This window comes from Pseudomonas sp. B21-009 (genome assembly GCF_024749345.1).
Lineage (GTDB): Bacteria > Pseudomonadota > Gammaproteobacteria > Pseudomonadales > Pseudomonadaceae > Aquipseudomonas.
Window position 1 is genome coordinate 2173140 of sequence record NZ_CP087199.1, and the last position, 25260, is coordinate 2198399.

21 protein-coding genes are annotated in these 25260 nt (G+C 60.2%); 10 read left to right on the plus strand and 11 right to left on the minus strand.

Annotated elements, in window-relative coordinates:
- Positions 1-95 precede the first annotated feature (95 nt).
- Positions 96-989 carry a LysR substrate-binding domain-containing protein gene (locus tag LOY34_RS10020; RefSeq protein ID WP_123567510.1) on the plus strand — a complete coding sequence of 298 codons (894 nt, stop codon included), beginning with the start codon at positions 96-98 and terminating at the stop codon, positions 987-989.
- Here LOY34_RS10020 and LOY34_RS10025 read toward each other — a convergent pair.
- The 7 genes from LOY34_RS10025 to LOY34_RS10055 all read right to left on the minus strand — a co-directional run bounded on the left by LOY34_RS10025 (position 961) and on the right by LOY34_RS10055 (position 6791).
- The gene (locus LOY34_RS10025) at positions 961-1635 is read right to left on the minus strand and encodes a polysaccharide lyase family 7 protein (protein WP_195883640.1); all 675 of its coding nucleotides are present in this window, start codon (positions 1633-1635) and stop codon (positions 961-963) included. The genes LOY34_RS10020 and LOY34_RS10025 overlap by 29 nt on opposite strands.
- Before the next feature lie 231 nt (positions 1636-1866).
- Complete coding sequence (locus LOY34_RS10030) at positions 1867-3219, minus strand: glutamine synthetase family protein (protein ID WP_195883641.1); 1353 nt, start codon at positions 3217-3219, stop codon at positions 1867-1869.
- A 23-nt stretch (positions 3220-3242) separates the two neighbouring features.
- Positions 3243-3800, minus strand: coding sequence for a helix-turn-helix domain-containing protein (locus LOY34_RS10035; RefSeq protein WP_045201551.1), 558 nt, complete (start codon positions 3798-3800; stop codon positions 3243-3245).
- Positions 3801-3812: 12 nt separating this feature from the next.
- Complete coding sequence (locus LOY34_RS10040) at positions 3813-5102, minus strand: FAD-binding oxidoreductase (RefSeq protein WP_195883642.1); 1290 nt, start codon at positions 5100-5102, stop codon at positions 3813-3815.
- Positions 5103-5201: 99 nt separating this feature from the next.
- A complete protein-coding gene (locus LOY34_RS10045; RefSeq protein ID WP_045201548.1) occupies positions 5202-5495 on the minus strand; it encodes a helix-turn-helix transcriptional regulator in 294 nt (97 codons plus the stop codon).
- A 113-nt stretch (positions 5496-5608) separates the two neighbouring features.
- A complete protein-coding gene (locus LOY34_RS10050) occupies positions 5609-6274 on the minus strand; it encodes a S24 family peptidase (RefSeq protein WP_195883643.1) in 666 nt (221 codons plus the stop codon).
- 61 nt (positions 6275-6335) lie between these two features.
- Positions 6336-6791, minus strand: a complete 456-nt coding sequence (locus LOY34_RS10055; protein ID WP_230090840.1) for a multidrug/biocide efflux PACE transporter — start codon at positions 6789-6791, stop codon at positions 6336-6338.
- A 136-nt stretch (positions 6792-6927) separates the two neighbouring features.
- Between LOY34_RS10055 and LOY34_RS10060 the strand changes: the two genes are divergently transcribed.
- The 3 genes from LOY34_RS10060 to LOY34_RS10070 all read left to right on the plus strand — a co-directional run bounded on the left by LOY34_RS10060 (position 6928) and on the right by LOY34_RS10070 (position 12646).
- Positions 6928-8232 (plus strand): EAL domain-containing protein, encoded by a 1305-nt coding sequence (locus tag LOY34_RS10060; RefSeq protein ID WP_195883644.1) that lies wholly within the window; start codon positions 6928-6930, stop codon positions 8230-8232.
- Between the two features lie 146 nt (positions 8233-8378).
- Positions 8379-9005 carry a response regulator transcription factor gene (locus LOY34_RS10065; RefSeq protein ID WP_093384634.1) on the plus strand — a complete coding sequence of 209 codons (627 nt, stop codon included), beginning with the start codon at positions 8379-8381 and terminating at the stop codon, positions 9003-9005.
- On the plus strand, positions 9005-12646 hold the full coding sequence (locus LOY34_RS10070; protein WP_195883645.1) for a transporter substrate-binding domain-containing protein: 3642 nt from the start codon (positions 9005-9007) through the stop codon (positions 12644-12646). The genes LOY34_RS10065 and LOY34_RS10070 overlap by 1 nt, the downstream gene beginning before the upstream one ends.
- A 63-nt stretch (positions 12647-12709) precedes the next feature.
- On the opposite strand, the gene LOY34_RS10075 is transcribed toward LOY34_RS10070, so the two are convergent.
- From LOY34_RS10075 to LOY34_RS10090, 4 genes are all read right to left on the minus strand, one after another.
- Positions 12710-13312: a hypothetical protein gene (locus LOY34_RS10075; RefSeq protein ID WP_258664677.1), complete on the minus strand. Its 603-nt coding sequence runs from the start codon at positions 13310-13312 to the stop codon at positions 12710-12712.
- Positions 13313-13317: 5 nt separating this feature from the next.
- Complete coding sequence (locus tag LOY34_RS10080) at positions 13318-15822, minus strand: fimbria/pilus outer membrane usher protein (RefSeq protein WP_258664679.1); 2505 nt, start codon at positions 15820-15822, stop codon at positions 13318-13320.
- A 78-nt stretch (positions 15823-15900) separates the two neighbouring features.
- A complete protein-coding gene (locus tag LOY34_RS10085; protein WP_195883649.1) occupies positions 15901-16620 on the minus strand; it encodes a fimbria/pilus chaperone family protein in 720 nt (239 codons plus the stop codon).
- Positions 16621-16782: 162 nt separating this feature from the next.
- Complete coding sequence (locus LOY34_RS10090) at positions 16783-17433, minus strand: DUF1120 domain-containing protein (protein ID WP_195883650.1); 651 nt, start codon at positions 17431-17433, stop codon at positions 16783-16785.
- Positions 17434-17861: 428 nt separating this feature from the next.
- Here LOY34_RS10090 and LOY34_RS10095 point away from each other — a divergent pair, with 428 nt between their 5' ends.
- From LOY34_RS10095 to LOY34_RS10120, 6 genes are all read left to right on the plus strand, one after another.
- On the plus strand, positions 17862-20591 hold the full coding sequence (locus tag LOY34_RS10095) for an autotransporter outer membrane beta-barrel domain-containing protein (RefSeq protein ID WP_195883651.1): 2730 nt from the start codon (positions 17862-17864) through the stop codon (positions 20589-20591).
- Positions 20592-20773: 182 nt separating this feature from the next.
- Positions 20774-21979: an EAL domain-containing protein gene (locus tag LOY34_RS10100; protein WP_195883652.1), complete on the plus strand. Its 1206-nt coding sequence runs from the start codon at positions 20774-20776 to the stop codon at positions 21977-21979.
- The gene (locus LOY34_RS10105; protein ID WP_195883653.1) at positions 21976-22410 is read left to right on the plus strand and encodes a hypothetical protein; all 435 of its coding nucleotides are present in this window, start codon (positions 21976-21978) and stop codon (positions 22408-22410) included. The genes LOY34_RS10100 and LOY34_RS10105 overlap by 4 nt, the downstream gene beginning before the upstream one ends.
- A gap of 230 nt (positions 22411-22640) precedes the next feature.
- Entirely contained in the window at positions 22641-22973 is a 333-nt protein-coding gene (locus tag LOY34_RS10110) for a DUF4398 domain-containing protein (RefSeq protein ID WP_258664681.1), read from the plus strand.
- A gap of 10 nt (positions 22974-22983) precedes the next feature.
- Positions 22984-23751, plus strand: a complete 768-nt coding sequence (locus LOY34_RS10115) for an OmpA family protein (protein ID WP_195883655.1) — start codon at positions 22984-22986, stop codon at positions 23749-23751.
- 27 nt (positions 23752-23778) lie between these two features.
- Positions 23779-25257, plus strand: coding sequence for a catalase (locus tag LOY34_RS10120; protein ID WP_195883656.1), 1479 nt, complete (start codon positions 23779-23781; stop codon positions 25255-25257).
- Positions 25258-25260: the final 3 nt, after the last annotated feature.

Genomic DNA, 25260 nt, shown 5'->3' on the forward strand with positions numbered 1-25260 from the left:
CAGCAAGGTTGCCGGGGTGTCCATGCTATAACTGGGGTCTGCACCTGAACAAACGATGGATTTTGCCGATATATGATTAGCTGGGCTTATCAATCATGCTGAAACACTGGCCACCTCTGAACACGCTGCGCGGTTTTGAAGCGGCGGCGCGCCTGGGCAGTTTTCACAAGGCTGCCGAAGAGCTGCACCTGACCCAATCGGCGATCAGCCAGCAGATCCGCAGCCTGGAAAACTACCTGGAGCAACCGCTGTTCTTTCGCGAAGGGCGCAGCGTGTCGCTTACCGATGCCGGCCACGACCTGCTCAGCACCACCCAGGTGATGCTGCAGCAACTGACCGTTGGCATCCGTCGCCTGGAGCAGTACCGCAAGCCCAACCAACTGGTGGTCAACACCACGCCGGCATTCGCCCGGCACTGGCTGGTGCCGCACCTGGGCGACTTTCATCGGCTGCACCCGGAGGTGGACCTGTGGCTCTTCACCAGCGATGAAATCCCCGACATGACCACCCAGACCATCGACATTGCCGTGCGCGACGACATCAGCGCCCAGGCCGATTGCAGCTTTCGCGTGCTGCTTCAGGATCGGCTGTACCCGGCCTGTCACCCGCGCCTGCTGGAGCTCGACGTGGCGCAGCGGACCACCCTGCATGGCGAGCGGGAAATGGACTGGAGCTACTGGCACACCCAGGGTGGCGAGGCTGTGGGGCAGAAGCTGCAGGGCCTGAATTTTTCCGACCCCGGGCAGTTGCTTGACGCTGCCAGCCAGGGCTTGGGCATTGCCCTGGTGAGTGGCTTGCTGGCCGGGCAGGCGCGTGCGCAAGGCAACCTGGTAGCGCTGACCGAGCAGACTGTGCGCGGGCCCAAGTGGGCGTGGCTGGTGCACCGTAACAGTGAAGGGGAGGCCTTGACTGTGAGCTTTTGCCAGTGGCTTGAGCAGTGCCTGGCAGAGGGTTCAGGGCTTAATGGTGACCCAGCGCCAGCGCGCTGATGATGCAGGCCGAGCCGTCGCTGGCCGGCGTGTCGTCACTGTAATCAACCTGGTTGTAGACGCCGCCGTGGAAGTTGAAGGTGCGGCTGTTCCAGCTGGCATCCATCTGCAATGGTCCGCTGCTGGCGGTGCTGCCCTTGCAGGTGGCAGCGAGGGTCACCACGCCCTTGGCGGTGACATCGAGAATGATCTCGAACGCGGTGCCCAGCGGCACATTGGCCAGCAGGGTGACGCTGGCCGGGGCGCTCTGGTTGTAGCTTCGGCGAAAGCCGTAAGTGAGCTTGCCCTTGTTCCAGAACACCTTGACCACCGGGCTGTCGTCGTCTTTGACGTGCAGTTGCGAGATCACCACCTTCTGCGCCGCGTTGACCTTGCTCAGGGTCATGCTCTGGTGGTTGTGGTGTTTGCTGGCGCTGGCGAGCGACCAGTAGGTCGGTTCTTTCCATTCGCAGCGGGTGCGGTGGGTGCTTTTGCTTGAGGCGCCCTTGGTTGGGGCGGTGAAGCGGACGGAGCCGTCGTCGAGCCTGGCGATGATTTTCGGCAGTTGCGCCAGGGCCTGGGCGCCAGTCAGTTCCAGGGCCGTGGGGTCGCTGGTGGACTTGGGTACCGGGGTGGTGATTGTTAGGCGGTCAATGTTGACGCTCATGGGTTTCTCCTTCGGTTTTCGGTGTGGGCCCTCTCTGAAATGGATGTGGGCTTGAGCTAATATTTAGCTGCAAGCTAAAGTGGCGTCAATGGCTAAATAAATTACGACCGCTTCGCGCTCGATCGCCGGCAAGTCCGGCTCCCACAATGGATCTGTATACACCGCACCCTGTGGGAGCTGGCTTGCCAGCGATGAGGCCGGTACAGCCAGCAAGGGTTTTGCCCTCAGTCGTTAAAGAAACCAGCGATACTCCCGCGCATTTACTTCATGCATGAACGCCAGGTGGTCCTGCCTCTTGTTCTCGCAATAGACCATGACGAACTCACTGCCCAACCGCTCATTGACCACCGGGTGATGACGCATGGCCGCCACCGCCGCGAGCATGTCCTTGGGAAAGTCGATGCCGCTGCTGCGGTCTTCGTTGAGCGGCGCAATCGGCTCTTTGCCGACCTCCAAACCGTGTTCCATGCCACTTAAAATCGCTGCCAGCACCAGGTATGGGTTGGCGTCGGCGCCGGCCAGACGGTGTTCGATGCGCAGGTTGCGTGGGTCCGATTCGGGGATGCGGATGCACGCGTCGCGGTCTTCAAAGCCCCAGCTGGCGCGGCTCGCGGCGTTGACCATGGCGCCGTAGCGGCGCATCGCGTTGTGGTTGGCGGCAAAGATCGGCATGCACTGCGGCAGCAGTTCCAGGCAGCCAGCCACGGCATGGCGCAGCGGGCGCTGGTTGTCGGCAGCCAGCAGGTTGTTGCCCTGCTGGTCGTAGAGGCTGACATGCACGTGCATGCCGCTGCCCGGCGCGTCGAGGTAGGGCTTGCTCATGAAGCTGGCGCGCATGCCGTGCTTGAGCGCCACGCCACGGGTGCTGCGGGCGAACAGGGCGGCCCAGTCGGCGGCGCGCAGGCCGTCGTCGCAGTGGCCGAAGTTGATCTCGAACTGCCCAGGGCCCAGTTCTGCGGTAATGACGTTGGCGTCCACGCCTTGCTCGTTGGCGGCCTCGACCATGTCCCGCAGCACGTCGGAGTAGCGCGACAGGCGCTCGATGTGCATGTTCGGCTGGTCATCGGCATCGCCGCTGAACGGGTCGCGGGGGAACTGCGGCAGGCCGTCTTTGAGCGCGCGGTCGAACAGATAGAACTCAAGCTCAAAGGCCACCACCGGGCGAATGCCGCGCCGTTCCAGGCGTTGCAGCACCCGCGCTAGCACTTCTCGGGGCTCGAACTCAATGGGCGCGGTGGTGCCATCAGAGCTGATCAGCATCTGCCCCAGCGGCTGGTTCTCCCAGCGCACCGGCTTGAGGGTGCCGGGGATCAGCCGCCGTGGCGCGTCCGGGTCGCCGTCGTTGAAGCAGTAGTCGCCGATCGGGTGCAGGCCGCCCTGAACACCCAGCAGCACGCAGTTCTGCGGCAGTTTCAGGGCGCTGCCGGCGGCGACTTTTTCGAGCATGTCGATCGGGTAGCGCTTGCCATAAAAGTGCCCGGGGATGTCCAGGCTGATCAGGTCGACATAACGCACCTGAGGATGCTCGGCGCGAAATGCGCGTACTTCACTAAGCAGATCAGGGCAGTCTTTTATTGTTGTCATCACGTGCGATCCTGCGCTTGGTTTCAACGGAATACCCAGAGCACCCGGGTACTGTGTTCGGTCAGGTTGGCGTAGCGGAACTGGCTGTGCGCCGGCAGCTGGAAGCTGTCGTTGGCCTGCAGGGTGACCGGCTCCGGGGCGTCATCGAGCCACAGGCTCAACTCGCCTTCGAGGACAAACCCGCCTTGCTCGGAGCTGTCGTCCAGGTGCCCGTCACCGCTGCTGGCGCCGGGCGCCAGGTGGCTTTCGAGCATCGAGAAACCGCCGTTGAGCTTGGGCGAGACCAGCACGTCGGTGACCCCGGCGGCGTAGTACAGGGTGCGCCGTTCGCCGGGGCGGGTGACCCAGTCGACTTGCCGAGGCTTGCTCAGGTTGTAGAAGTAGGTGGTCGGCACGCACAGGGTTTCGCTGATGGCGGTGAGGTCGGCCACGGTCGGGCGCGACAGGCCGCGCTCGACCTGGGACAGAAAGCCCACCGAGCGGTCGATGCGTTCGGCCAGTTCGCCGAGGGTCAGGTTGCGGTGCTTGCGCAGGTCGCGGATGAGGATCGCCAGGCTTTCGATTTCTTCCTGCATGTCCATAAAGGGGCTCTCTCAAATAGTGTCGCGCAGGCGGTACCAGGCTTTGCCGGCAGCTTCCAGCGGCGCGGCGAGCAGGTCGCCACCGGGGAAACGGCCGTTGTCGATGGCCTGGTACAACGCCAGCAAATCGTGGTTGCCAAGGATCGCATCACTCACCGCGCGGGCGCCGGCCAGGGTCGGCAGCACGCCATGCCCGGAGAAGCCCTGCAGCCAGTAGCGCTGGCCCTGACGGCCGATGTCCGGGGTGCGGCGCAGGCTGCAATCGATATGCCCGCCCCAGGCGTAGTCGATCGCCACGCCCTGTAGCTGCGGGAAGGCCCGTTCCAGCACCGGGCGGGTGGCGGCGGCAACGTCCTTGGGGATACCGCCCAGGTAGGTACAGCCGCCGCCGAACAGCAGGCGCTGGTCCGGGGTCAGGCGGAAGTAGTCGGGGACGAACTGGTTGTCGATCACGCAGCTGTTGCGCGGCAGCAGCGAACGGGCCAGGGCCGGGTCCAGGGGCGCGGTGGCCACCTGATAGGAGCCCACCGGCAGCAGGCGCTGCGACAGTGGTCGGTCAAGCTGGTCGATGTAGGCGTTGCAGGCCAGCACCAGCACGTCGCTGCGGATTTCGCCTTTTTCAGTGCGGGCGACAAAGCCTGCCGGGGTATCGCGGTAGCTGAGCACCCGGCTTTGCTCGAAGATCCGCCCGCCGGCCGCTTCGAGGGCGTTGGCCAAGCCCTGGGCCAGTTTCAGCGGGTTGAGGTGGGCGCCTTCGGCATCGTACAGCGCGGCCTGGTAGCGCGGGCTGCCGATCCATTCGGGCAATTCGTCGCGCTCGATCACCCGCAACTGGTCATAGCCCCATTTAGTTTCGGCTTCGTGCCTGGCTTCGTGGAGCATGGCCACCCGTCGCGGTAGCACTGCCGCCCACAGGCTGCCACGCTGGTAATCGACGGTAAAACCGTGGCGCTCGGGCAATTCACGCAGCTCGCTGGCGGCCCAGCGCATGCTGTCCCACAGGCGCCGTGCGCGTTCCTGGCCAAGGGCCTTTTCCAGCGGCGCCATGTCGCACGACCACCCCAGCAACGCCTGCCCGCCATTGCGCCCGGACGCCGCCCAGGCCACCCGGCTGGCTTCCACCAGGGTCACCCGCTTGCCGGCCAGCGCCAGGCGCAGGGCGGTGTGCAGGCCGCTGAAGCCGGCGCCAATGATCAGCACCTCGGTGTCCAGGCGTTCCTGCAGGGTAGGGCGCAGAGGGATGGCGGTGGGGTAGGTCTGGGCGTAATAGCTGGCGACATGCTGGGCGGATTGCTTGAACACGACGGACCTCATGAATTTTTATTGGTATTTTTTCATGAAAAACTACCAGATAAATTTCACGAGGCCAAGCGAGGCTCAACGTTCAATGGCGCGCAGGCTCTAGACCGCAGGTTTGTGATGGTGCCGGTGGCTTGCGATCTCGTCAGCCAGGCGCGGGCTGTAGCTGCGCGTGGGGATGCCGGTGAGGCGTTCGAACATCAGCGCGAACTTGACGTCCAGCGCCCGCTTGCCGGTCATATAGGCATTCAGGGTGGTGACGCTGACGCCCATCTCGGCGGCCATGCGCCGCTGCGACACCCGCTCTGCCTGGGGTTGCCCGGCCTTGAGTGCGGCAAATGCCCTGCGCATTGCCAGCAGCTCTTCTTCTTCCCACACCCACAGATTACCGCTCATGATTCGATCTCAGTCACACGGATTCGGTCGAGCAATCCGTTGCTGGAATCGCTACATCCTACTGCTGTTGTCTAGTGTCCATTAACCGACCAGGGCGGTCGGTTGTTTTGCCATCATACTCTTCGCGCGTTCCAAACTAGTAGCACCCGGCCATGAATGTGCAGTTTTTCCAGCGCCGCGCCTTCGATCAATACCGGCGGGTACAGCGGATTGTCGGCAATCATCCGCAAGGCGCCATCGGTCAGGCGTTGCAGGCGTTTGACGAACAAGTCGCCGTCGAGGCTGAACACATAGATGGCATCGCTGCGCACCTCGTGAATGCCACGGTCGACCAGCAGCGGGTCGCCGTCGTTGAAGGTGCCGGCCATGCTGTCGCCATCGCCGCTGATGATTGCCAGGTTGTGCGCGGCAGAAAAACTGATGCCCTGGTCGCGCAGCCAGTCCAGGTGCACGGTCAGGTCGCGGATTACTTCGACATGGGCCGGCGGCGTGTTGCCGTTGCCCATCGAGCCGCGGATGTCGAAGTGGGCGATGCTGACGAACTCGCCGCTGGCCGGTACACCAGCCTCGCCCTGTAGCACATCCATCCAGCCGGCAGGCAGGCGCTCGGCCTGCTCGATGCGCCGGGCCACTTCATCGCCGAGGTTTTTTTCTGTGCGCAGCGACAGGATCTGGCTCAGGTGCGCCGGGCTCATGCCCCAGCGCTCGGCACAGCTGGCCTTGCGTTGGGTGCCGAGCAACTGCAGCAGGTTGTGCTTGCGAATCGCGTAGATATCCATGGGGTGCAGAATGCCACTATTTAGCTCGATGCTAAAGAGGGGCCCGGCGTTACTCACGCGATTATTGCACCCGCACTAGGCTTGCCGGTGCGCTCAGCAGGCGCTGGCGCAGCAGGTCGTAGGCCCAGTTGTAGGCCATGGTGTAGGGCAGCATGAAGGCGAAGAAACCGATCTCCAGCAAGAACGCCTGCACCAGCGACACGTCGAGCATCAGCGCTGCGATCGGCACGCCGATCAGCACAAAGCCAGTTTCAAAGCCGCCGGCGTGAAGGGCACGGACCTTGACCGTACGCGCGACCCGGCTGACCGGCCAGAGGCGGTCGAACGCCGCGTTGTAGAGCATGTTCCAGATCATCGCCACGGTCGACAGCATCACCGCCAGCGCACCCATTTCCAGCATCGAGCGGTTCAGCAGCCAGGCGCCGATCGGCGCGCAGATCAGCACGGCGATCAGTTCGAAGCCGACGGCGTGGACGATGCGTTCAGCAAAGGATTTGTGGGTGGCTTGCAGTTTCATGACGTCACCTGAAGGTGTGTTTCGGTGAGGCCATTCTCATCGGTTTTTTGCTTATTTGAAAAATAGGTTCCATCGTAAAAAGCGATGGAGTTCAAGTGCGTAAACCCGCCGTAGCCAATTCTGATCCATCGATCGCTTGAGAAAATTCCTACAAATACCTGAGAACTTCCTTGCTCAGCATTCGGCTGTCTGCCTACAAAATGCTGGCTCCTGGCTCCATGGTAGTGGCAGACGAACGATGACCTCACTGCGTATTCTGGTTTTAGAGAAACATTCCGTTCAGCGCAGCGCGGTTGTTTCTGCGCTACAGCAACTGGGTGTCGGCGATATCGTCCAGGCCAGCAGTGGCGAGCAGGCACTGGCCTTGATGCACAGACAGGGCGCAGTGGACGTAGCCCTGTGCGATCTTGCCCACAAAGGGATGGACTGCCTTGATTTCCTCAACTGCGCAAGCCAGCTCGCGTTGGTCCGGGCGGTGATTCTCTATTGTGATTTTCAACCGCAGTTGCGCCGGGCAATCGAGCAGATGACTAGGTTTTCCGGGCTTGAACTGCTGGGCACACTGAGTACGCCGATCCAGGCCAAAGCGCTGCAACAGATTCTGCAAGGCTACAAGCGCCAGCAACCGGCCACGAGCGTTGCGCCGCTGCCCAGCAGCACCTTGCCCAATGAAGAAGACATCCGTCGCGGGCTGGCCCTGGGCGAGTTCCGGGCTTTCTTTCAGCCCAAGTTCCACCTGGTCACTGGCCAGGTGGCCGGGGCAGAAGTGTTGGCACGTTGGCAACACCCTGCGAAGGGATCGCTGCTACCCCGGGATTTTCTCGCGGCGGTACTGGCTTACGACCTGATCGACGAAATGTGCAAACAGTTGCTGGAGCAGGGCCTAAGCCTGTTGGGCATGTTGCAGCGGGAGGGGCGGCCGTTGGAAATGTCCTTCAACCTGCATGCTTCGCAATTGCTCGACTCGAGTCTTATCGACCATGTTCGCCAAGCGTTGCGCCGCCACGGGGTGGCGGCTGCAGACCTGACTTTCGAACTGGCGGAGAGCGGCTTGCTCGAGATGCCGCCCAGGACCCAGGAGAACCTGTTGCGTTTGCGGGTCATGGGCTGTGGCCTGTCAATTGATGATTTTGCGGTCAGTTACTCGTCGTTGAAGTTGCTCTGTCAGTTGCCGTTCACCGAGATCAAGCTGGACGGTGAGTTTGTCTGCAGTATCCAGGCGCCGCGCAGTAAAGCGGTGATTGCCAGCACCGTGGCGTTGGCCCGCGCATTGAACATGGCGCTGGTCATTGAAGGGGTAAGTAATCAGCATGAATGTCGCGCACTGATCGAGATGGGCTGTGAACTAGGGCAAGGCTTTTACCATGCCCAGCCAATGTCGTCGCATGAATTGCTAGCGTGGCTGCCCGCGCCATTCACTGCTGCACAGGACGACCTCTAGCCTGCGCCAACAGCACTGAATTAAAGGCGTGCGCAACGCACTTATGCTAAAAGCTGTAGACCGACACACTGTGTTTATCGCCTCAGCTCGCGATCTTCTTCTGCCGCTTTTTCGTTAGTTTAATTTCCAGTATTCCAGAGGGACCTATGTTGAAAGCCGTGATTGTTGACGATCACCCATTCATTCGTTCGACCGTAAGAATGATTCTGAAGCAGGAACAATACGAAGTGGTGGCGGAGGCCGACAATGGCGCATCGGCAGTGCAGTTGGTGCGTGAGCATCAGCCGGACCTGGTCATGCTGGATATCGCCATGCCCGGTGTTGATGGCCTGGACGCCCTGAACAGAATCTCGGCGTTCAAGTTGCCGGTCAAAGTGCTGGTCCTGACCTCGTTGTCGCCGACGTTTTTCTCCATGCGCTGCATGCGCGCCGGGGCAGCCGGCTATGTGTCGAAGGCCGATGACCTGGATGAACTGGTGAACGCCATTAATGCCATCAAGTCGGGCTATACCTTCTTCCCTGACCTGACCCTGAACTCGGTGCGCCGTGAAGACGTCGATGCCTCGGAGCAGGCGTTGATCCAGAGCCTCTCCGACCGCGAGCTGTCGATCCTGCAGCAGTTGGCCAAAGGCTTGAGCAACAAGCAGATCGGTGAAGACATGCTGCTCAGCAACAAGACCATCAGCACCTATAAAGCCCGAGTGATCGAGAAGCTCAACCTCAGTTCCCTGGTGCACCTGTCGGAGCTGGCCAAACGTAACAACCTGATCTGATGAAGTACTCATTGCGCGTGTGCCTGGCACTGTTGACGGGCCTGTTGATGGTAGTTGAAGGGGTGACGGCCTTTGCCGGCGACGAGCCAGCAGAAGACACCCTGCAGCTGTTCGGGCGCTCCCGGCTGGGCGAGCACCAGGTCGGCCTCAGTGAGTCGGACTGGAGCTGGTTGCGCAAAAAAGGCACGCTCTACCTCGGGGTTTCAGCACCGGATTACCCGCCATTCGACGTGACGGGCAACGGGCGCGAGTACGAAGGGTTGACCGCCGACTACATGGACCTGCTGGCGCAACTGCTGCATGTCCAGGTGCAGGTGCGGCGCTTCAAATCCCGGGCGGACGTCGTCGGCGCGTTGAAGACGGGGGAAATCGACCTGCTGGCCACCGCCAACGGCTTTGAAGCGGCGGACCCCGAGTTGCTGATGACGGCCGCTTATGCGCAGGATCAACCCATCATCGTCACCCGCAGTGAGGGTGACTCAGGGTTTGCGGGGGACATGGCCGGGAAAAAAATTTCCATGCTGTACCACTACCTGCCGCCGCAGGAGGTCAAACGTGCCTATCCCGATGCGCAACTGCAGCTTTATCCTTCGACGCTAAGTGCCATTGGCGCAGTGGCCTTTGGCAAGGCCGACGCTTACCTGGGCGATGCGATCAGCGCCAACTACCTGATCAGCATGAACTACCTCAACAACGTCCAGCTCACGGATTTTTCCCGGCTTGAAGGCAGCCGCTTTGCCTTTGCCCTGGCTGCTGGCAACACCCGCCTGCTGGACATCATCAATACGGCGATCGCGGCGATTCCGATCGGCGAGCGCATGGCGATCCTGCGCCGCTGGGGCTCATCGCAGATGAACATTGCGGGGCAAAATCGCCTGAACCTGACGCCCAAGGAACAACGCTGGCTGGAAAAACACCCGCGGGTGACCGTGGCGGCGATGGAAAATTTCTTGCCGCTGTCGTTCTTCGACAAACACGGCGCTCTGCGCGGTGTCAGTGCCGACGTACTGGCCAAGGTCAGCCTGCGTACCGGTCTGAAATTCGACGTGGTGCGTGGCACCTCGATGGCCCGGCAGATCGACAACCTGCATACCGGCAAGGTCGACCTGCTGGCGGCCCTGACCCCAAGTTTCGAGCGTGAAGGGCAGATGCGCTTCACCCGGCCGTACCTGTCGACACCCTATGTGATGATCAACCGCGGCGATCCCGGGAGCCCGGCGACCCTGGATGAGATGGAAGGCAAACGCCTGGCGATCATTCGTGGCGTGTTCCTCACCGACTACATCATCAGCAATTTCCCGGGTATTCAGATCGTCTATGCCGACAACGCCGCGCAGGTCATGTCGATGGTCGCCAAGGGCGAGGTCGATGCCGGCGCCAACTCGTTACTGAGCGCCCGCTACATGATCTCGCGCCAGTATCGCGACCGTTTGCAGGTCAGTAGCACCGTGGGCATCGAACCCGCCAGGTTTGCCTTCGTCACTAATCGCGGCGACCTCGAGCTGTACGCCATTCTGGAAAAGGCGCTGCTGAGCATTTCGCCGGAAGAAATGGCCGAGATCACCAGCCGCTGGCGCAGCGAAGTGGTGATCGACGACAACTTCTGGCTGCGCAATCGCAGCGCGATCATCCAGGGGTTCTTTATCGCCGGTGTGCTGTTGCTGGTGGCGGTCCTCTGGATCGCCTACCTGCGCCGCCTGATTCACCGGCGCGAAATGGCCGAGCGGGCACTGAGCAACCAGCTGGAGTTCATGCGGGTACTGATCGACGGAACGCCGCACCCGATCTACGTGCGTGACCTTGAGGGGCGCCTGGTGACCTGCAACGTCAGCTATCTTGAAGTGCTGGGCCTGGGTAAAGAGCAAGTGCAGGGCAAGCGCATCACTGAGGAGCTGTTCGTCGACTGCGCCGAGGCCGCTGCCTACCATGCCGAGTACCTGCAAGTGCTGCGTGACGATGTGGCCAAGGCACAGGATCGCGTGCTGCTGCTGCCGGATGGGCGGCGCCTGACGATCTATCACTGGATGCTGCCCTACAAGGACAGTGACGGGGCCATCACCGGCATGATCGGCGGCTGGATCGACATCAGTGAGCGCGAGCAACTGCTGGGAATGGTCCAGGAAGCCAACCGGGCCAAGACCACCTTCCTGGCCACCATGAGCCATGAAATCCGTACGCCGTTGAATGCGGTGATCGGCATGCTGGAGCTGGCCTTGAAAAAATCCGACCAGGGTGTGCTCGATCGCTTTGCCATCGAGGTCGCGTCGGGGGCCGCCCACGGTTTGCTCGACTTGATCGGCGACATCCTCGACATTGCCAGGATCGAGTCCGGCAAGCTCTCGCTGAGCCCCGGTCGGGCCAATCTCACCGAGCTGACCCAGTCGGTGGCGCGGATCTTCGAAGGCCTGGCGCAGCAGAAGCACCTGAAGCTGGAACTGGCGCTCGATGCCCGTGCCGATTGTGACGTGTCGATCGACCCGCTGCGGTTCAAGCAGATCATTTCCAACCTGGTCAGCAACGCCATCAAATTCACCGCCGAAGGCGAGGTGCGTCTGCTGCTCGAGGTGCTGGACAACAGCCCCGGCGAGCCGCTGTCGATACGCGTGCGCGTGGAAGACAGCGGCCAGGGTATTTCTGCCGAGGACCAGCAGAACCTGTTCAACCCTTTCACCCAGGCCAGTAACAACAACCAGTCCGCGCGCAGCGGCTCGGGCCTGGGGCTGGTCATCAGCCGCACCCTGTGCGAGATGATGGGCGGCCAGTTGCACCTGCACAGTGTGCTGGGGCAGGGCACACAGATCGACGTATTGCTGCAGGTGCCTATCCTCGAACCCCTGCCCCCTGAAGAGCCTGTCGCAGATGACGAGGCGCCACAGCGGCAACTGAAGATCCTGGTGGTCGACGACTACCCGGCCAATCGCCTGTTGCTGTCCAAACAGCTGGGCTACCTGGGCCACGAGATGGTCGCGGTGCAAGACGGTGCCCACGGGCTGCGGGCCTGGCGCCAGCAGCGCTTCGATGTGGTCATCACCGACTGCAACATGCCGATCATGAACGGCTATGCCCTGGCCCGGGCAATCCGCGCCGAGGAAGCCGAACGCGGGCTCGCGCATTGCCTGATCATCGGCTTTACCGCCAATGCGCAACCGGATGAAAAGCTCCGTTGCCTGGAGGCGGGCATGGATGACTGCCTGTTCAAGCCGATCAGCCTGGAGCTGCTCAAGCAGCGTCTGGACCGCTTCGAGTCGATCGCCCCGCTGGAGCCAGGCGATCAGCCGACTGCGCTAGAGGCCGACGACATCGACTTTAGCGCCCTGGAAAAACTCGTACGGGGCGATCAGGCAACCCTGCGTGAGCTGCTCAATGATCTGGCGATGAGTAACCAGCAAGACATGGCGCGTCTGGCCGAGGGCTGCTTCGCGCAGGATTGCCAGGAACTGCTGGACCTGGCCCACAAGGTCAAGGGCGGCGCGCGCATCGTCAAGGCTCGACGCCTGATCCAGGCCTGCGAGCAACTGGAGGCTGCCTGTGCAGCGAAAGGTGATGAACAGGTGAGACGGGCGGGGGCGGTGCTGCGGGAAGAGATGATGGAGCTGGCGCAAGCGTTGGAAAACTATACCGAGTCATTTGCAACGCGATGAGCACTGCGCCCCAAGTGTCTGCCTGAAGTCTTTCATCGGGTCGGCACTTGGGGCTCTTTGTGTTCAGAAGGTTTGCAGTTCGAACTGGCCGTTACCGGCCCACACCTCATCATTGCGAACGCTGGCGGCCGCTGAGTCGATGCGGGTTTGCACTTCGATCAACATACTCAGCCGCTCGCCTGCCAGGGCCTGCACTCCATCGTAGGGTGCAAGGCTTTCTCCCGGGCGTATCATCTGTCCGTTCGCGCTTGCAGCCACGCTTTGGGCGGGACGCATACGAACAGACTTGCCATCGAGCTGAGCACTCAACACTTTCAAAGTAAAGGCACCCGTACGAGCGAAGCGATAGCTATCGCTGCCGGCAGGTTCGCCCCTGAACTGCAGTGCCATAGTGGTTTTGCTGTCACAGACGGCGGACAGGCTGAGGGTACTTTTACCCAACAGCGCATCGCGAACCGCAACCCCGCCTGGGAATAGTTGCGTGCGATTGACCTGGCCATAGTCAATGAGCGGCTGGCTGAGCTGGATCACGCAATCGGTGTCAGCGCCTGCCATGGCGTAAGCGCCATAGCCCAGTGTGGTGAAAAAACACAACGCAGCGGGAAGCTTGCGCAGTACTAAGTGTGCCCGGGCGTCGGGCGTTCTCAAGAAATTGACCATATCCATTACCGTTAAAGTGGCTTGCAAAGGGCGTCGACAGTTTCGAAATAGGCAGATGCCTCTGCTTTGTCCGCAAGCGTGTAGTTCAATGAGCAGCTTTTGCCGTTGGCCAGGTAGACGGTCAGCGGGGTTCCGGGCTCTATGTTCGACAGAAAGATCTGGCCATTGCCCGCGACGGTGGAGAGGTATTGTTTGTTGCCGTCCAGTACCATCAAGCCTTTATCCAGCGGCTGGCCGTTGATGTCTTTGGCGGTCATCATTACCCGGCGGCTGGAGACAACGCCGAAATCCACCCGTTTTACCGAGCCGCGAGCGACTTGGACTTCTTTGAAAGCGTTCACGATGTCGACATTGCGCGGCAAGCTGCTAGGGGCAATTTCCAGGCGGTTGTTGCTGTAGGCCTGCAGGCTCGGCGCGATTGCTTTACCCGAGTAGTCTGTCCACACCGGGCCTTGTGGCGTGGCGATCTTGACGCCGGAGATATCCCCTACCGAAAGGATGCTGAAGGTATCGTCCACGGCATAAGGCGTGAAGGTAACGCCGTCCTGATGCGCTACCACCCCGCCGCTGAGGCTGGCGTTGTAAGTCGTCGTGTCTTTGCCGTTGCGCGAATAGCCCAGCGTTGCTTGTGCGTAACGAGGAAGAATGTTGGTCATTACAGAGATATCGGTTTCCCGGTCCGAGAGGTCTCGCTCGGCTTGCAATCGATAACCGAAACTGTCGTTCACTTGTTCGTTGTAGGTGGCGCCGGTGCGGGTGGTGTTGCTGTCGGCGTTCACATAGGTGCGCACTGTCCGCGTTCCGATCGGCACACTCACCGACAGGTAGACGGCGTCGCCAGTGTCATAAGGGCCTCTGTCGCCCATGCTCTTTTGCACGTTCAAAGACACATTGGCGCGCTTGAAGTTTTTCGACCAGGCGCCAAGCAGGCGCTGCGTAGTCGTGTCGTCGAACAGTGTCGAATAGGCATGCGAGAGGCGAAACCCACCCAGGGTTTTATGGGTCCAGCCCATGCCGGCGGTGTATTGGTTGCGGTACCGTCCGTTGAGCCAGGAGTTGTCGTCGTCGATATAGGTTGTATCCACCAGGTCACGGTAGCCTTCGGTGTTTTGCGTAGCGCTGAAGTTCAGCGACAGTCTGTCGTTGACCAGCGTGTTGAGCGACGCACTCAATTGGGTGCCACTGGCATTTTCTTCAGAGGCCGTCGAGATCAACTGCCGTAGACCCAGGGTGGTGGCGGGGGTCAAGACATGGTCCGCTGCCCAGCCAGCGGCCTGATAGGCCGTAGCCCCCATCAAACCCGCCGTGAGGTTGGTCTTGCCATTCAGTTGCCAGGTACCGGTCCCTGTTACCAGCGTCGGCTTTTTGCTGTCGACCTCGCCATAGGGGCGATATTGGCCCGCCGCAAAGGAAAACCCGGGGGTAGACCCCAACATGCCGCCGCCAAGGCTTGCCGCAGGAATCGAAAACGCCTGCCTGGAGCCGTCGGCCTCAATCACGGTCACGTCGAGGTCGCTGTTACTGCTGAGCAATTGCAGATTGCTCAGGCTGAAGGGCCCGGCAGGCACAACGGAGGTATGGATCAGCGCGTTGTTCTGGCGTACTTCTACCCGTGCCGTGGAGTAGGCGATGCCTTCCACCGTTGCCCCACTGCCTTGGGACGCTGGGCGCAGTCCTGTTTCCGGAACAATCTGGACGCCGGTAATCGAGTCACCGGCAAAAATGGAGTTGCTGATGTTGATCTGGCCACCCTGGACAATCGAGCTGATCTCGGAAAACGTTTTTTGCCCATACGCATAAAGGTGCTCGGCGCGGCTGCTGTTGTTTTGCGAGGTGTAGGTCTGCCGGCTGCGCACTATCCAGTCGCCAACATTCAAACCGGCCACGGTATCCACCGAGCGAAACTCGCTGGAGCCGCTGGAGAACTCACTGTTGACGCCAATCACGTTATAGTTGAGCAAGGCCGCGGTGCCGCCACTGTCGTAGTGATCAACCGCCTGTTCCGGTGATTTCAAGGCATCGGTTGGAACAATCAGGTGAACTTCTTCTTTGCCGGGCTGCAATTGCACCAGGGTGTTGGGGAATGATTTGATAAAATCGTAGGTTGGCGTATTTCTTGAAGCGTTCTTGTGACGAAATGCGGCGGCGGGAAGTTTAAGCTGGGCTTTGTCGAGCAGGTCTTTATCGAAAATCAATTGGCCTTGTGAATCAAATGCAGCGTGTGCCTGACCTTTACGTTCGCCGTTGACAAACAGCGTCACTGCTTGCCGGCCTTCGCGAAAGCGCGGCGCATCGGCAAAGTAGGCTGCCAGGCTTGGATCAATACCTCGGCCCTTGAGCATATCCAGATCAAAGGTCACAGTGGCGGGCGTGTTCGCCTGCGCCGCCACTGTATAGTCGGCACCTGCGGTTTCGGCGCGCACGGGTGCCATGGCAACGACACTTATCAGGATTGAAAGGGTACGAACAGAATAAACTCCATATGCATGGAAGTTGCGAATTGAAGGCGTGGTCATAGTCTGAGTATCCATGCATATCGTCAGCGGCAAAGCGGGTAACGATGCGTGCTAAGTCGAGAAGTGCAGCTCGGCGGCTTAGTTAGTAAGTGGCGCTTCGTAACTGTCTACCGAAAACCCATACACGGTCGCTGGCTGGATCTTGATCGCCGTCGCGCCAGCCTTTACTTCCTCAGGCAGGGCGACCGTAATCTTTTCATTGGGCAGCACATACAGTTTTGGCAGGCTGGCAATGGTGTTCGAGGGCAGTACAGTGACCGCTTGGCCGAGCCTTACTACATAGGGGCTGGGGTTCTCGACGGTCAGGTTTTTGCCGTGAACGGACCACTTCAGACGGGTCCAGGGCTCAGGCTCTTTTTCCAGCCCTTTGGGGTTGATGATCACCGGCAGGTTCTGTCGCACATTCATGCCGATCCTGGCACCTGTCGAGTTGTCTTTGGGCGGGATTCCTTCAAAGGTAACCCTGCGCAGACGCTGGACCTTGAGCGGTGTTGGCGAGTTGAGCAGAAAGCGCACGGCCTGGGTTTCTCCCGGCTCCACGCGTGCTACGGGAGGGGTAATGACAATCAGGTTTTCCTGGTCATCTTCGAGGTTTTCGATGGTGCTATAGAGAAGTGCAGGTGAGGGGTCGGAGTTTTTGATGTTAATGGTTTTCTCGCCAACGCCCTCATCCAGGATGATAACTGTCGTTTCCGGAATCATTCCGGCAGCATGGGTGGCAGGGGCGGTTAAAAGTGTAAAGGCGCAGGAAATAAGTGTCGCAGTAATTAATCGAAAATGATGGGTGATAAGAAGCATGTAAATAGTTCCGTGCTTGAAATGAAAGTGTTATTTCTCGCCTTGACGATAAGGTTGATGTTTTTCAAATGAGGTTGTTTCGTCGATTTCTAAACCATGACGGCAGCTGAACCGGCCCCAGTGGTTGGGGCCGGCTCTACGCGGCGCTATTGCACTCGCCTGTTATGGATAAACAACTTCAACGGTGGTAAGACCATCAAGGGCGATTTCGTTTGCCAGCGGCAGGCTGTTGGCAGGAGCCAGTGAAGCAACTACGGTGATATCCGCGGTGATTGAGGTGTGAGGCGCAGGGTTTGCGTTGCTGCCGTTGGTAAAACTAATAAGTTGGGTACCGTTGTTTCTGAATTGGCCGCCCCATAAGGCCCAAGTAGCTCCACCGTCCAGGCTATGAGTACGCGAAGTGGTACCTGTGTCTGCGAGACCACCAGTGATGCTTACGATATAGGAGCCAATGTTCGCAGCATTAGGGGCAGCCCCCAGTCCGTACACCGTGGTCGCACCGGCGTTTGGGGGCATTACGCCAGCGGCTACGGTCCCGGCACGTTCGTCCGCCGGTTTAAGGTAGAACGTCGTAGGTGCGTCGCAGGTGATGTTGATAGTGGTTGATTTGATAGGAAGGTTCGTCTGAGCAGTAGCGTTCAGAGTGCCTGCCGGAATATTACCGTAGTCAATGATCGAACCGCCGGCGAAGTTTGGAACGCACGCCGCTGGCGTGATCGTACCAATGAGTTTCAACTCAGCCTTTGCTGCGTGGGCATTCAGTGACGACAGCATTGCGGCAGACAGCAAACCCACGCTGATAATCTTTTTCATCTACTTAGTCCTAATACGATTTAAATTGCTTTCACGCTGGCGCGAGTTGCAAACGCAATGTTTCGAGCACTCAGGCCAAATGATCTGCTTGCCAGCCAGAAGCGAGGAAGCAGGCGCTAATTTAGGCGGGTGTGTGGAGACGCGGACCAAGGAAGATCGCAAGTGTCTGTAGGAAATTTCTCAGGAAGCGATTGGGTGTTTAGACAGAGGTGTTTGTATTTTCGCTGATCGTGGGAAATTCCCTACATGGTGATGGGAAGCGCCCTATACGGCTGTTCTTTCACTTATTGGAGAGTTGCGTGGCTTGCGCTCGAATAATTATGGAAGGGCTCCCGATGTTGTATGCACCTGGTTTTGTACTTTCTTTATCCGCCAGCCTGGTTCTATTTGCGCTTGGCGAAAGTACGGCGTTAGCGGCCCAGCCCACGTTGAATGCTGATCTGGTTTTCGATGGTGAGGTGGTCAACAGCACAGGGGACAACCGCCCCGGTATCAGCCTCGCCGGAAACAACCTTGAGGTACTGATCAATGACAGTGCTGTCACCACCGATGGGCAATTCAGCCATGGCGTGGCGGTGACGGGAACAGGCACAGGGTTGCGTGTCAGAGGTTCCAGCCTCACCACCCAGGGCAACAACGCCTTCGCCTTGAACCTGCAACGCAGTGCGCAGGTTCAGGTCGATACGTCAACGCTTGCCACCACCGGCCAGTTTTCTTCGGCGGTCAATCTGCTCGATGACAGCGTGATCACTATGCGCGAAAGTGTGCTGCAGACGGCCGGCGACGGTGCACATGGTCTCTATCTGCTGGGGGCAAACAGCCGTCAGCGCGCGCTCGCCACGCTTGAGAACACGCAAGTCCATACCCACGGCGACAGTGCCATCGGGGTCAATGTCAATCGCAACGCCACGGCGACCCTGGATAACAGCAGGATTCTCACCAGCGGCGCGAATGCCTACGGCGTCTGGGTGCCGGATGCTGACAGCCAACTGTTGGCGAGCAATCTTAGTATCCAGACCCAGGGCGACAACGCCATTGGCGTCTTCACCCAGCGAGGCGGCAAAGCCAGCCTCGATGGTGGGCAGATACAGACCTCGGGCAGCCTGGCCTATGCGCTGTATGCCGGTAACGCGTCGACAATCGATGGGCAAGGCCTGTTGTTGAAGGTCGGCGCGAACAGTGTTGGCGCGTTTGCTGCCGATCGTTCGCAAATCCACCTGGACAGCGTCGAACTCAGTAGCGAGCAGACCACCATTGGCCTGGCGGCTTATTCCGGTTCGCTTATCGAAGCGAGCAACTCGACGGTGAGCCTGACCGGCGATGCTGCCAGAGCTGTGCAAGCCAGCAATGGCGGCACCTTGCGCCTGGATAACGTCGCGGTCAGCGCCGACGGGGTCAACAGTATGGGTGTGCAGTCGTTGGCCACTGCCGGGGTGAGCAACAACTTTGAGATCAACAACTCCAGCCTGGACGTTGCCAACGGCCGCGCCATCAGCGTTCAGGGCGGCAGTGCGCAGATTGACCTGAGCGGCTCGACCCTGAGCGCCGATATCCTGTTGTCGGTGGAGCAACGAACCCTCGCCGACGGCCGCCTGGTCGACAGTGAAGACGTGCTGATCAAGGCCCGCCAGTCGACCCTGAGCGGCACAGTCCAGGCCAACGCACACAACGCGCAGTTACTTCTGGCCGAGGGCACCCGCCTGACCGGCACAGTCCATGGTTTGAATGTGCTGACACTCGAGCAAAGCGCCTGGAACATGACCGGCAGCTCGCAGGTGGGGCAGTTGAACCTTGATCAGGGGCAGGTCCGTTTCAGTAATCCTGCGGCCAGCGTATTGACGATTGACGGCGACCTCAGCGGTAACGGTACCTTCGTGATGAACAGCGACCTGGCCAATGAGCGCGGCGACCTGATCAAGGTCGGGGGCGTGATCGAAGGCGAGCATACCCTGGTAGTCGAGGACTCCGGCCATGAGCCCACCGCCGCCAACGGCAAGCTGATGGTGGTGGATGGCAACGGTGGAGCGGGGCGCTTCAGCCTCTATGGCGGGCATGTGGATGCTGGCGCCTTCCGTTACACCCTTGAGCAGCGGGCAGACGACTGGTACCTGGCCAACACTGCCGGGGTGCCGCCAGTTGATCCGGTAGACCCAGTGGATCCGGTAGACCCGGTCGATCCGCTTGACCCCGTTGATCCGGTCAATCCGCTCGACCCTGTGGTTCCAGTAAACCCGGGCCCCGAGCACCTGTCGGCAGGCGCCAATGCGGCGATTGCTTCCCAGGCTGGCGCGGCAACTTTGTGGAACGCGCAGATGAACACACTGGTCAAGCGCCTGGGTGAGCTGCGCCTGGGCAAGGACGAAGGTGGTGTGTGGACCCGCGCCATCGGCAGCCGCTACACCATTGCCGAGCATTCCAGCCGGGCCTTCAGCCAGAACAACAGCGGGGTCGAGATCGGTGCCGACAAGGCCATCGGGCTGGCCAGCGGCACACTCTATGTCGGTGGCATGCTGGGCACGGCCAAGTCGGACCTGAACTTCGGTGAAGGTGCATCCGGGCAGATCGACAGCCGGATGCTGGGCGCTTACGCCACCTACCTGAATGACAATGGCCTGTATGTCGACAGCGTCATCAAGTACAGCCATTTCGATAACGACCTCAAGCTGCCGACCAACCTGGGCACTGCCGTGAAGGGGTCTTATGACAGCCACGGCTATGGTGTCGACGTCGAGGTGGGCAAGCACATCCTGCTCAAGGATGGCTGGTTCGTCGAACCCCAGGTCGAACTCAGCGCCACCCGTACCACCGGCGCCCGCTATACCGCCAGCAATGGCTTGCACGTTGACTCAGCGGCCATGGACTCGCTGCAAAGCCGGGTTAGTACGTTGTTCGGCCGTAGCCTGGCGCTGGGCAATGGCATGCAGGCGCAGCCCTACGTCAAAGCCTCCTACATCGCCGAGCATGCCGGTGACAGCCATGTCACGGTCAATGGTTACAGGCTCAAGTCGCAGCTGCCGGGCGATCGCGTCGAGCTGGGGGTTGGCGGGATCTTGCAGGTCAGCGACCGGAGCAAAGTGTCGCTGGACACCGAGTTTGCCAAAGGCAATGACATTGAACAGCCATGGGGCGTGACGCTCGGCTATCGCTATCTGTGGTAATGATTGCTCCCTCCTTTGCCCAGCCGCTGCTGGGCTTTTTTTTGCCTGGCAGTTCTGGCCGGCGCGTAGATCGAAAAATTTCTGCCTGAGAAATTTCCTACAGTAACTAAGGCCGTTACATCGGTTGTTTGTCCGGTTGATGACAGAAGATGAGGTCCAGCACTTCTCGTGGGTAGGGTCCAATGCTTACTTCTCCTTTGCGTGTCATTGTCCTTGAAGATCATTCGTTTCAGCGCGCTATTGCTGTCAGCATGCTGCAGCAGATGGGCTGTACCGAGGTGTTCGAGGCGGCCGACGGGGCAGAGGCGCTGGCAGTACTGAAGGATGTCGGCCCGGTCGATGTCGCCCTGTGCGATTTGCAGATGGAGGGCATGGATGGCCTGGCCTTCATGCAGGCCGTTGGTCATTCAGGGCTGGTGGGTTCGGTGATTATCAGCAGTTCGCTGTCTGCGGATCTGCGCCGTACGGTTCGCCAGATCATTTCCTTGTTGAACCTGGAACTGCTCGGCGATATCGGCAAGCCGCTGCACTATGAAACCCTGGAGTGCATGCTAAAAAAGCATTGCGCTGTGCCGCGTACTGGAATGCTGCCCGAGCAGCTCGAGTTCGTTCCTAGTGAAGCGCAGGTGCGTCAGGCCCTCGCGTCCCACGAGCTGTGTGCGTTCTTTCAGCCAAAGTTCAACCTGCAAACCGGGCAAGCCACCGGGGTTGAAGTACTGGCCCGCTGGCGCCATGGGGCCGGCAAAATGTTGTCGCCTGCGTGCTTCCTGCCCGTTCTGGAACGTCACGGCTTGCTCGATGAGCTTCTACGCCAGCAGTTGCACCAGGGCCTGGCACTGCAACAACACCTGCGTGCCTGTGGGCATCAGCTCAATTTCGCCTTCAATCTGCAAGCCGCTCAGTTGTCCAACGGCACCCTCGCGGCGCAGATCCGCAACTTGCTGCGTGAGTATGCAGCACGGGGTTCGGAACTGACCTTCGAACTGACCGAAAGTGGCCTGCTACAAGCGCCGGAAGCCAGCCTTGAGTGCCTGTTTCGCTTGCGCATGATGGGTTGCCAGTTGTCGATCGACGATTTTGGCACTGGCTTTTCCTCGCTCCAGCGTTTGCTCCAGTTGCCCTTCAACGAAATCAAACTGGACGCCGAGTTTGTTCGCGCACTCATGCATGAGCCGCGTTGCCATGCGGTGGTCAACAGCACCCTGGCGCTCGGTGGCGCGCTGGGGATGACGGTGGTTGTCGAGGGCATCGAGACCGATGAACAGCGCCAGCGTTTGCTCGACATGGGCTGCACCCAAGGGCAGGGCTACTGGTACGCCAGGCCCATGAGTGGCGAAGAGCTGGTGCGCTGGCTCGGGCGAGCCGAACAACGGAGCCAGCGCGCATGATCAACAAGGCTCTGCGAATCCTGATTGCCGATGAGCGTCACGCGCAGCTGTTGCGTATTGAGAAGCAGCTGAACGCTCTCGGTTACTACCGAATCGCGCCGGTTCGCACCTTTGACGAACTGGCATCGCTGACCAGCAGCCCCCAGGCGCCCTTTGACCTGCTCATCGTCAACAAGGCCCTGGCTGTGCCGCAGGGCGTCGAGTTGAGTGAGTTCTGCCGGTCACGGCCGCAGATTCTGCACACGCTGTTCTACGGCGACCAGGATCAATCGCCCGAGCGTGTCAGGGCATGCCCGGCGCAGGTCGTGCGGGCCTTTCTGCTCAAGCCGCCAGACACCTGCGCCCTGGGCGCGCTGATGAGTGTTATCGATCCACCGCCGTTGGCCCGCCAGAAATCACCGGCGAGGTTGCAGGTGAACTTTCGAGCTTAACCCACCCAGCACACGAGGTACCCGATGAACCGTCAGTAAGCAGATGTGCATTGCCAGTGGGCGATGCGCGTGTGGATTTCTTTTGCCTCTCACCTGAGTGAAGAAGGCGTCGAGCACTACTTGGACAAGCACAACTGGAGAACCCAATGAGTATTAAACAGACAACCCGGCGAGTCGTATTTTGGTCCTCGCTGCTCAGCGCAGCGGTATTTCTCAGCGCCTGCAGCAGCATGCCCGTACCCAGTGAGCAGGTCTCCCTGGCCAGAAATGCCCTGAACCGGGCGGTATCGGCGGGCGCCACCCAGTACGCCCCGCTGCAGATGAAAACTGCACAGGACAAGAGCGCCCTGATGGACCAGGCGCTGGGTGAGAAAAACTTCGTCCAGGCCAAGGAGCTTGCCGAGCAGATCCAGGCCGACTCGGCCCTGGCCGAGCGCATGGCCCGTACCGCGAAATTGCAGAACGAACTGAAAGCGGCGCAAAACGGTATTCAAGTCCTCAAGCAAGAAATGCTGCAGGCACCTGATGCTGGTTTGATGCCTGCCACCCCTGTTGCCAACTGAGGATAATTTCATGCGTATCTTGTTTCCTGCTGCTTGTGTCGTCGCCCTGGCATTGACCGGTTGTGCGGCAACCCCCGAAAACCCGCAACTGCTCGAGGCGCGCAAGCTCTACTCGGACCTTCAAAGCAAACCTGAAGCGAGTACGCTCGCTGCCCTGGAGACCCAGGATGCCTCCGTCGCGCTGAGCAAGGCCAACCAGCTGTCCATTGCGGATCGCCGTGCCCCGGGCATCGACCAGTACGCTTACCTGGCCAAGCAGAAAATCGCCCTGGCCGAGCAGACGATTCTCGGACGCAAGGCTGAAGCCGGTCTGAGCACCATCGATGTGCAGCGCACCCAGGTGCAGCTGGATGTGCGTACCCAGCAGCTCAAAGCCTTGCAGGCGATGAAAGCCAAGCAGACCCCCCGCGGTGACGTGGTTACTTTCGGTGATGTGCTGTTCGATACCGGCAAGGCCGACCTCAAGCCGGGCACTCAGCGCGATGTACAGCGACTGGCCGATTTTCTGATCAACAACCCCGAGCGCAAAGTGCGCATTGAAGGCTTCACCGACAACGTCGGCGGCGATGCCTTCAACCAGCGTCTGTCCGAGCGTCGCGCGCAAAGTGTGGCCTTTGCCCTGGAGCGCCTGGGTGTCGACATGAGCCGCATGGTTACCCAGGGCTACGGCAAGGAATACCCGGTAGCGGATCAAACCTCAGCGCAATCGCGCCAGCTCAACCGTCGTGTCGAGGTGATTATTTCCAATGGTGCATCGGCGGTCGAAGGCCGCAGCTAACGCCTGGACTGACAGAGGGAATCAAGCATGAGCCCCAACAAAGTGCTGACCACCGCCAGTGGCGCGCCCGTAGCCGACAATCAGAACTCGCGTTCTGCCGGCCCGCGTGGCCCGCTGCTGCTCGATGATTTTCAGCTGATCGAGAAGCTCGCCCACTTCAATCGCGAGAACATTCCGGAGCGCCGGGTACACGCTAAAGGTTCCGGTGCCTACGGCAGCTTTACCGTGACCCGCGACATCAGCGATTTCACCCGCGCCAGGTTGTTCGAGTCGGTGGGCAAGCAGACCCCTGTGTTCCTGCGTTTCTCGACTGTCGGCGGCGAACGCGGTTCGGCGGATACCGAACGTGACCCGCGTGGTTTTGCCGTGAAGTTCTATACCGAGGAAGGTAACTGGGACATCGTCGGCAACAACACGCCGGTATTCTTCATTCGTGATCCGCTGAAGTTTCCCGACTTCATCCACTCCCAAAAGCGCCTGGCGCAAAGCAACCTGAAGAGCGCCCAGGCGATGTGGGACTTCTGGTCGTACACCCCCGAGGCGCTGCACCAGATCACCATCCTGTTCTCTGATCGCGGGATTCCGGATGGCTACCGGCATATGCACGGATTTGGCAGCCACACCTACAGCCTGATCAACGCCAAGGGCGAGCGGCACTGGGTGAAGTGGCATTTCAAGACCCAGCAAGGCATCCGCAACCTGACGCCGGAGGCGGCTGCCCGCCTGGCCGGTACCGACCCGGACTACGCCCAGCGTGACCTGTTCAACGCGATCGAGCGCGGTAATTTTCCGCGCTGGAACGTGTTTATCCAGGTCATGAGCGAAGCCCAGGCCGCGTGTCATGAGCAGAACCCGTTCGACGTCACTCTGACCTGGTCGCAGAAAGCGTTCCCGCTGATCAAGGTTGGCGAACTGGAGTTGAACCGCAACCCGCTGAACTACTTTGCCGAAGTCGAACAGGCGGCGTTCGCACCGAGCAACCTGGTGCCAGGCGTTGGCCTGTCGCCAGACCGCATGCTGCAGGGACGCGTGTTTGCTTATGCCGACGCCCAGCGTTATCGGGTCGGCACCAATCACCAGCAGTTACCGGTCAACGCCCCACGCTGCCCGGTTAACCACCACCAGCGTGATGGCGCCATGGCCTTTGGCAGCAACGGTGGTGCGGCGCCGAACTATGAGCCGAACAGCAATGCCGAGGCGCCGAAACAGGCCCGGCAGCATGCTGAACCGGTTCTGGCCCTTGAGGGCGCCGCCGATCGCTATGACCACCGCACCGACACTGACTACTACAGCCATGCCGGCGCTCTGTTTCGCTTGATGAGTGATCAGCAGCGAACCCTGTTGCTCAACAACATTGCCGGTTCAATGGCCGGGGTCAGCGTGGAAGTTGTCCGTCATCAGCTACAACACTTCTTCAAGGCCGACCCGGCGTATGGCGAAGGGATCGCACAGGCGTTGGGTATGCCCCTGAACCAAGCGCCTGATCATTCAAAGCAAACGAGATAAAAA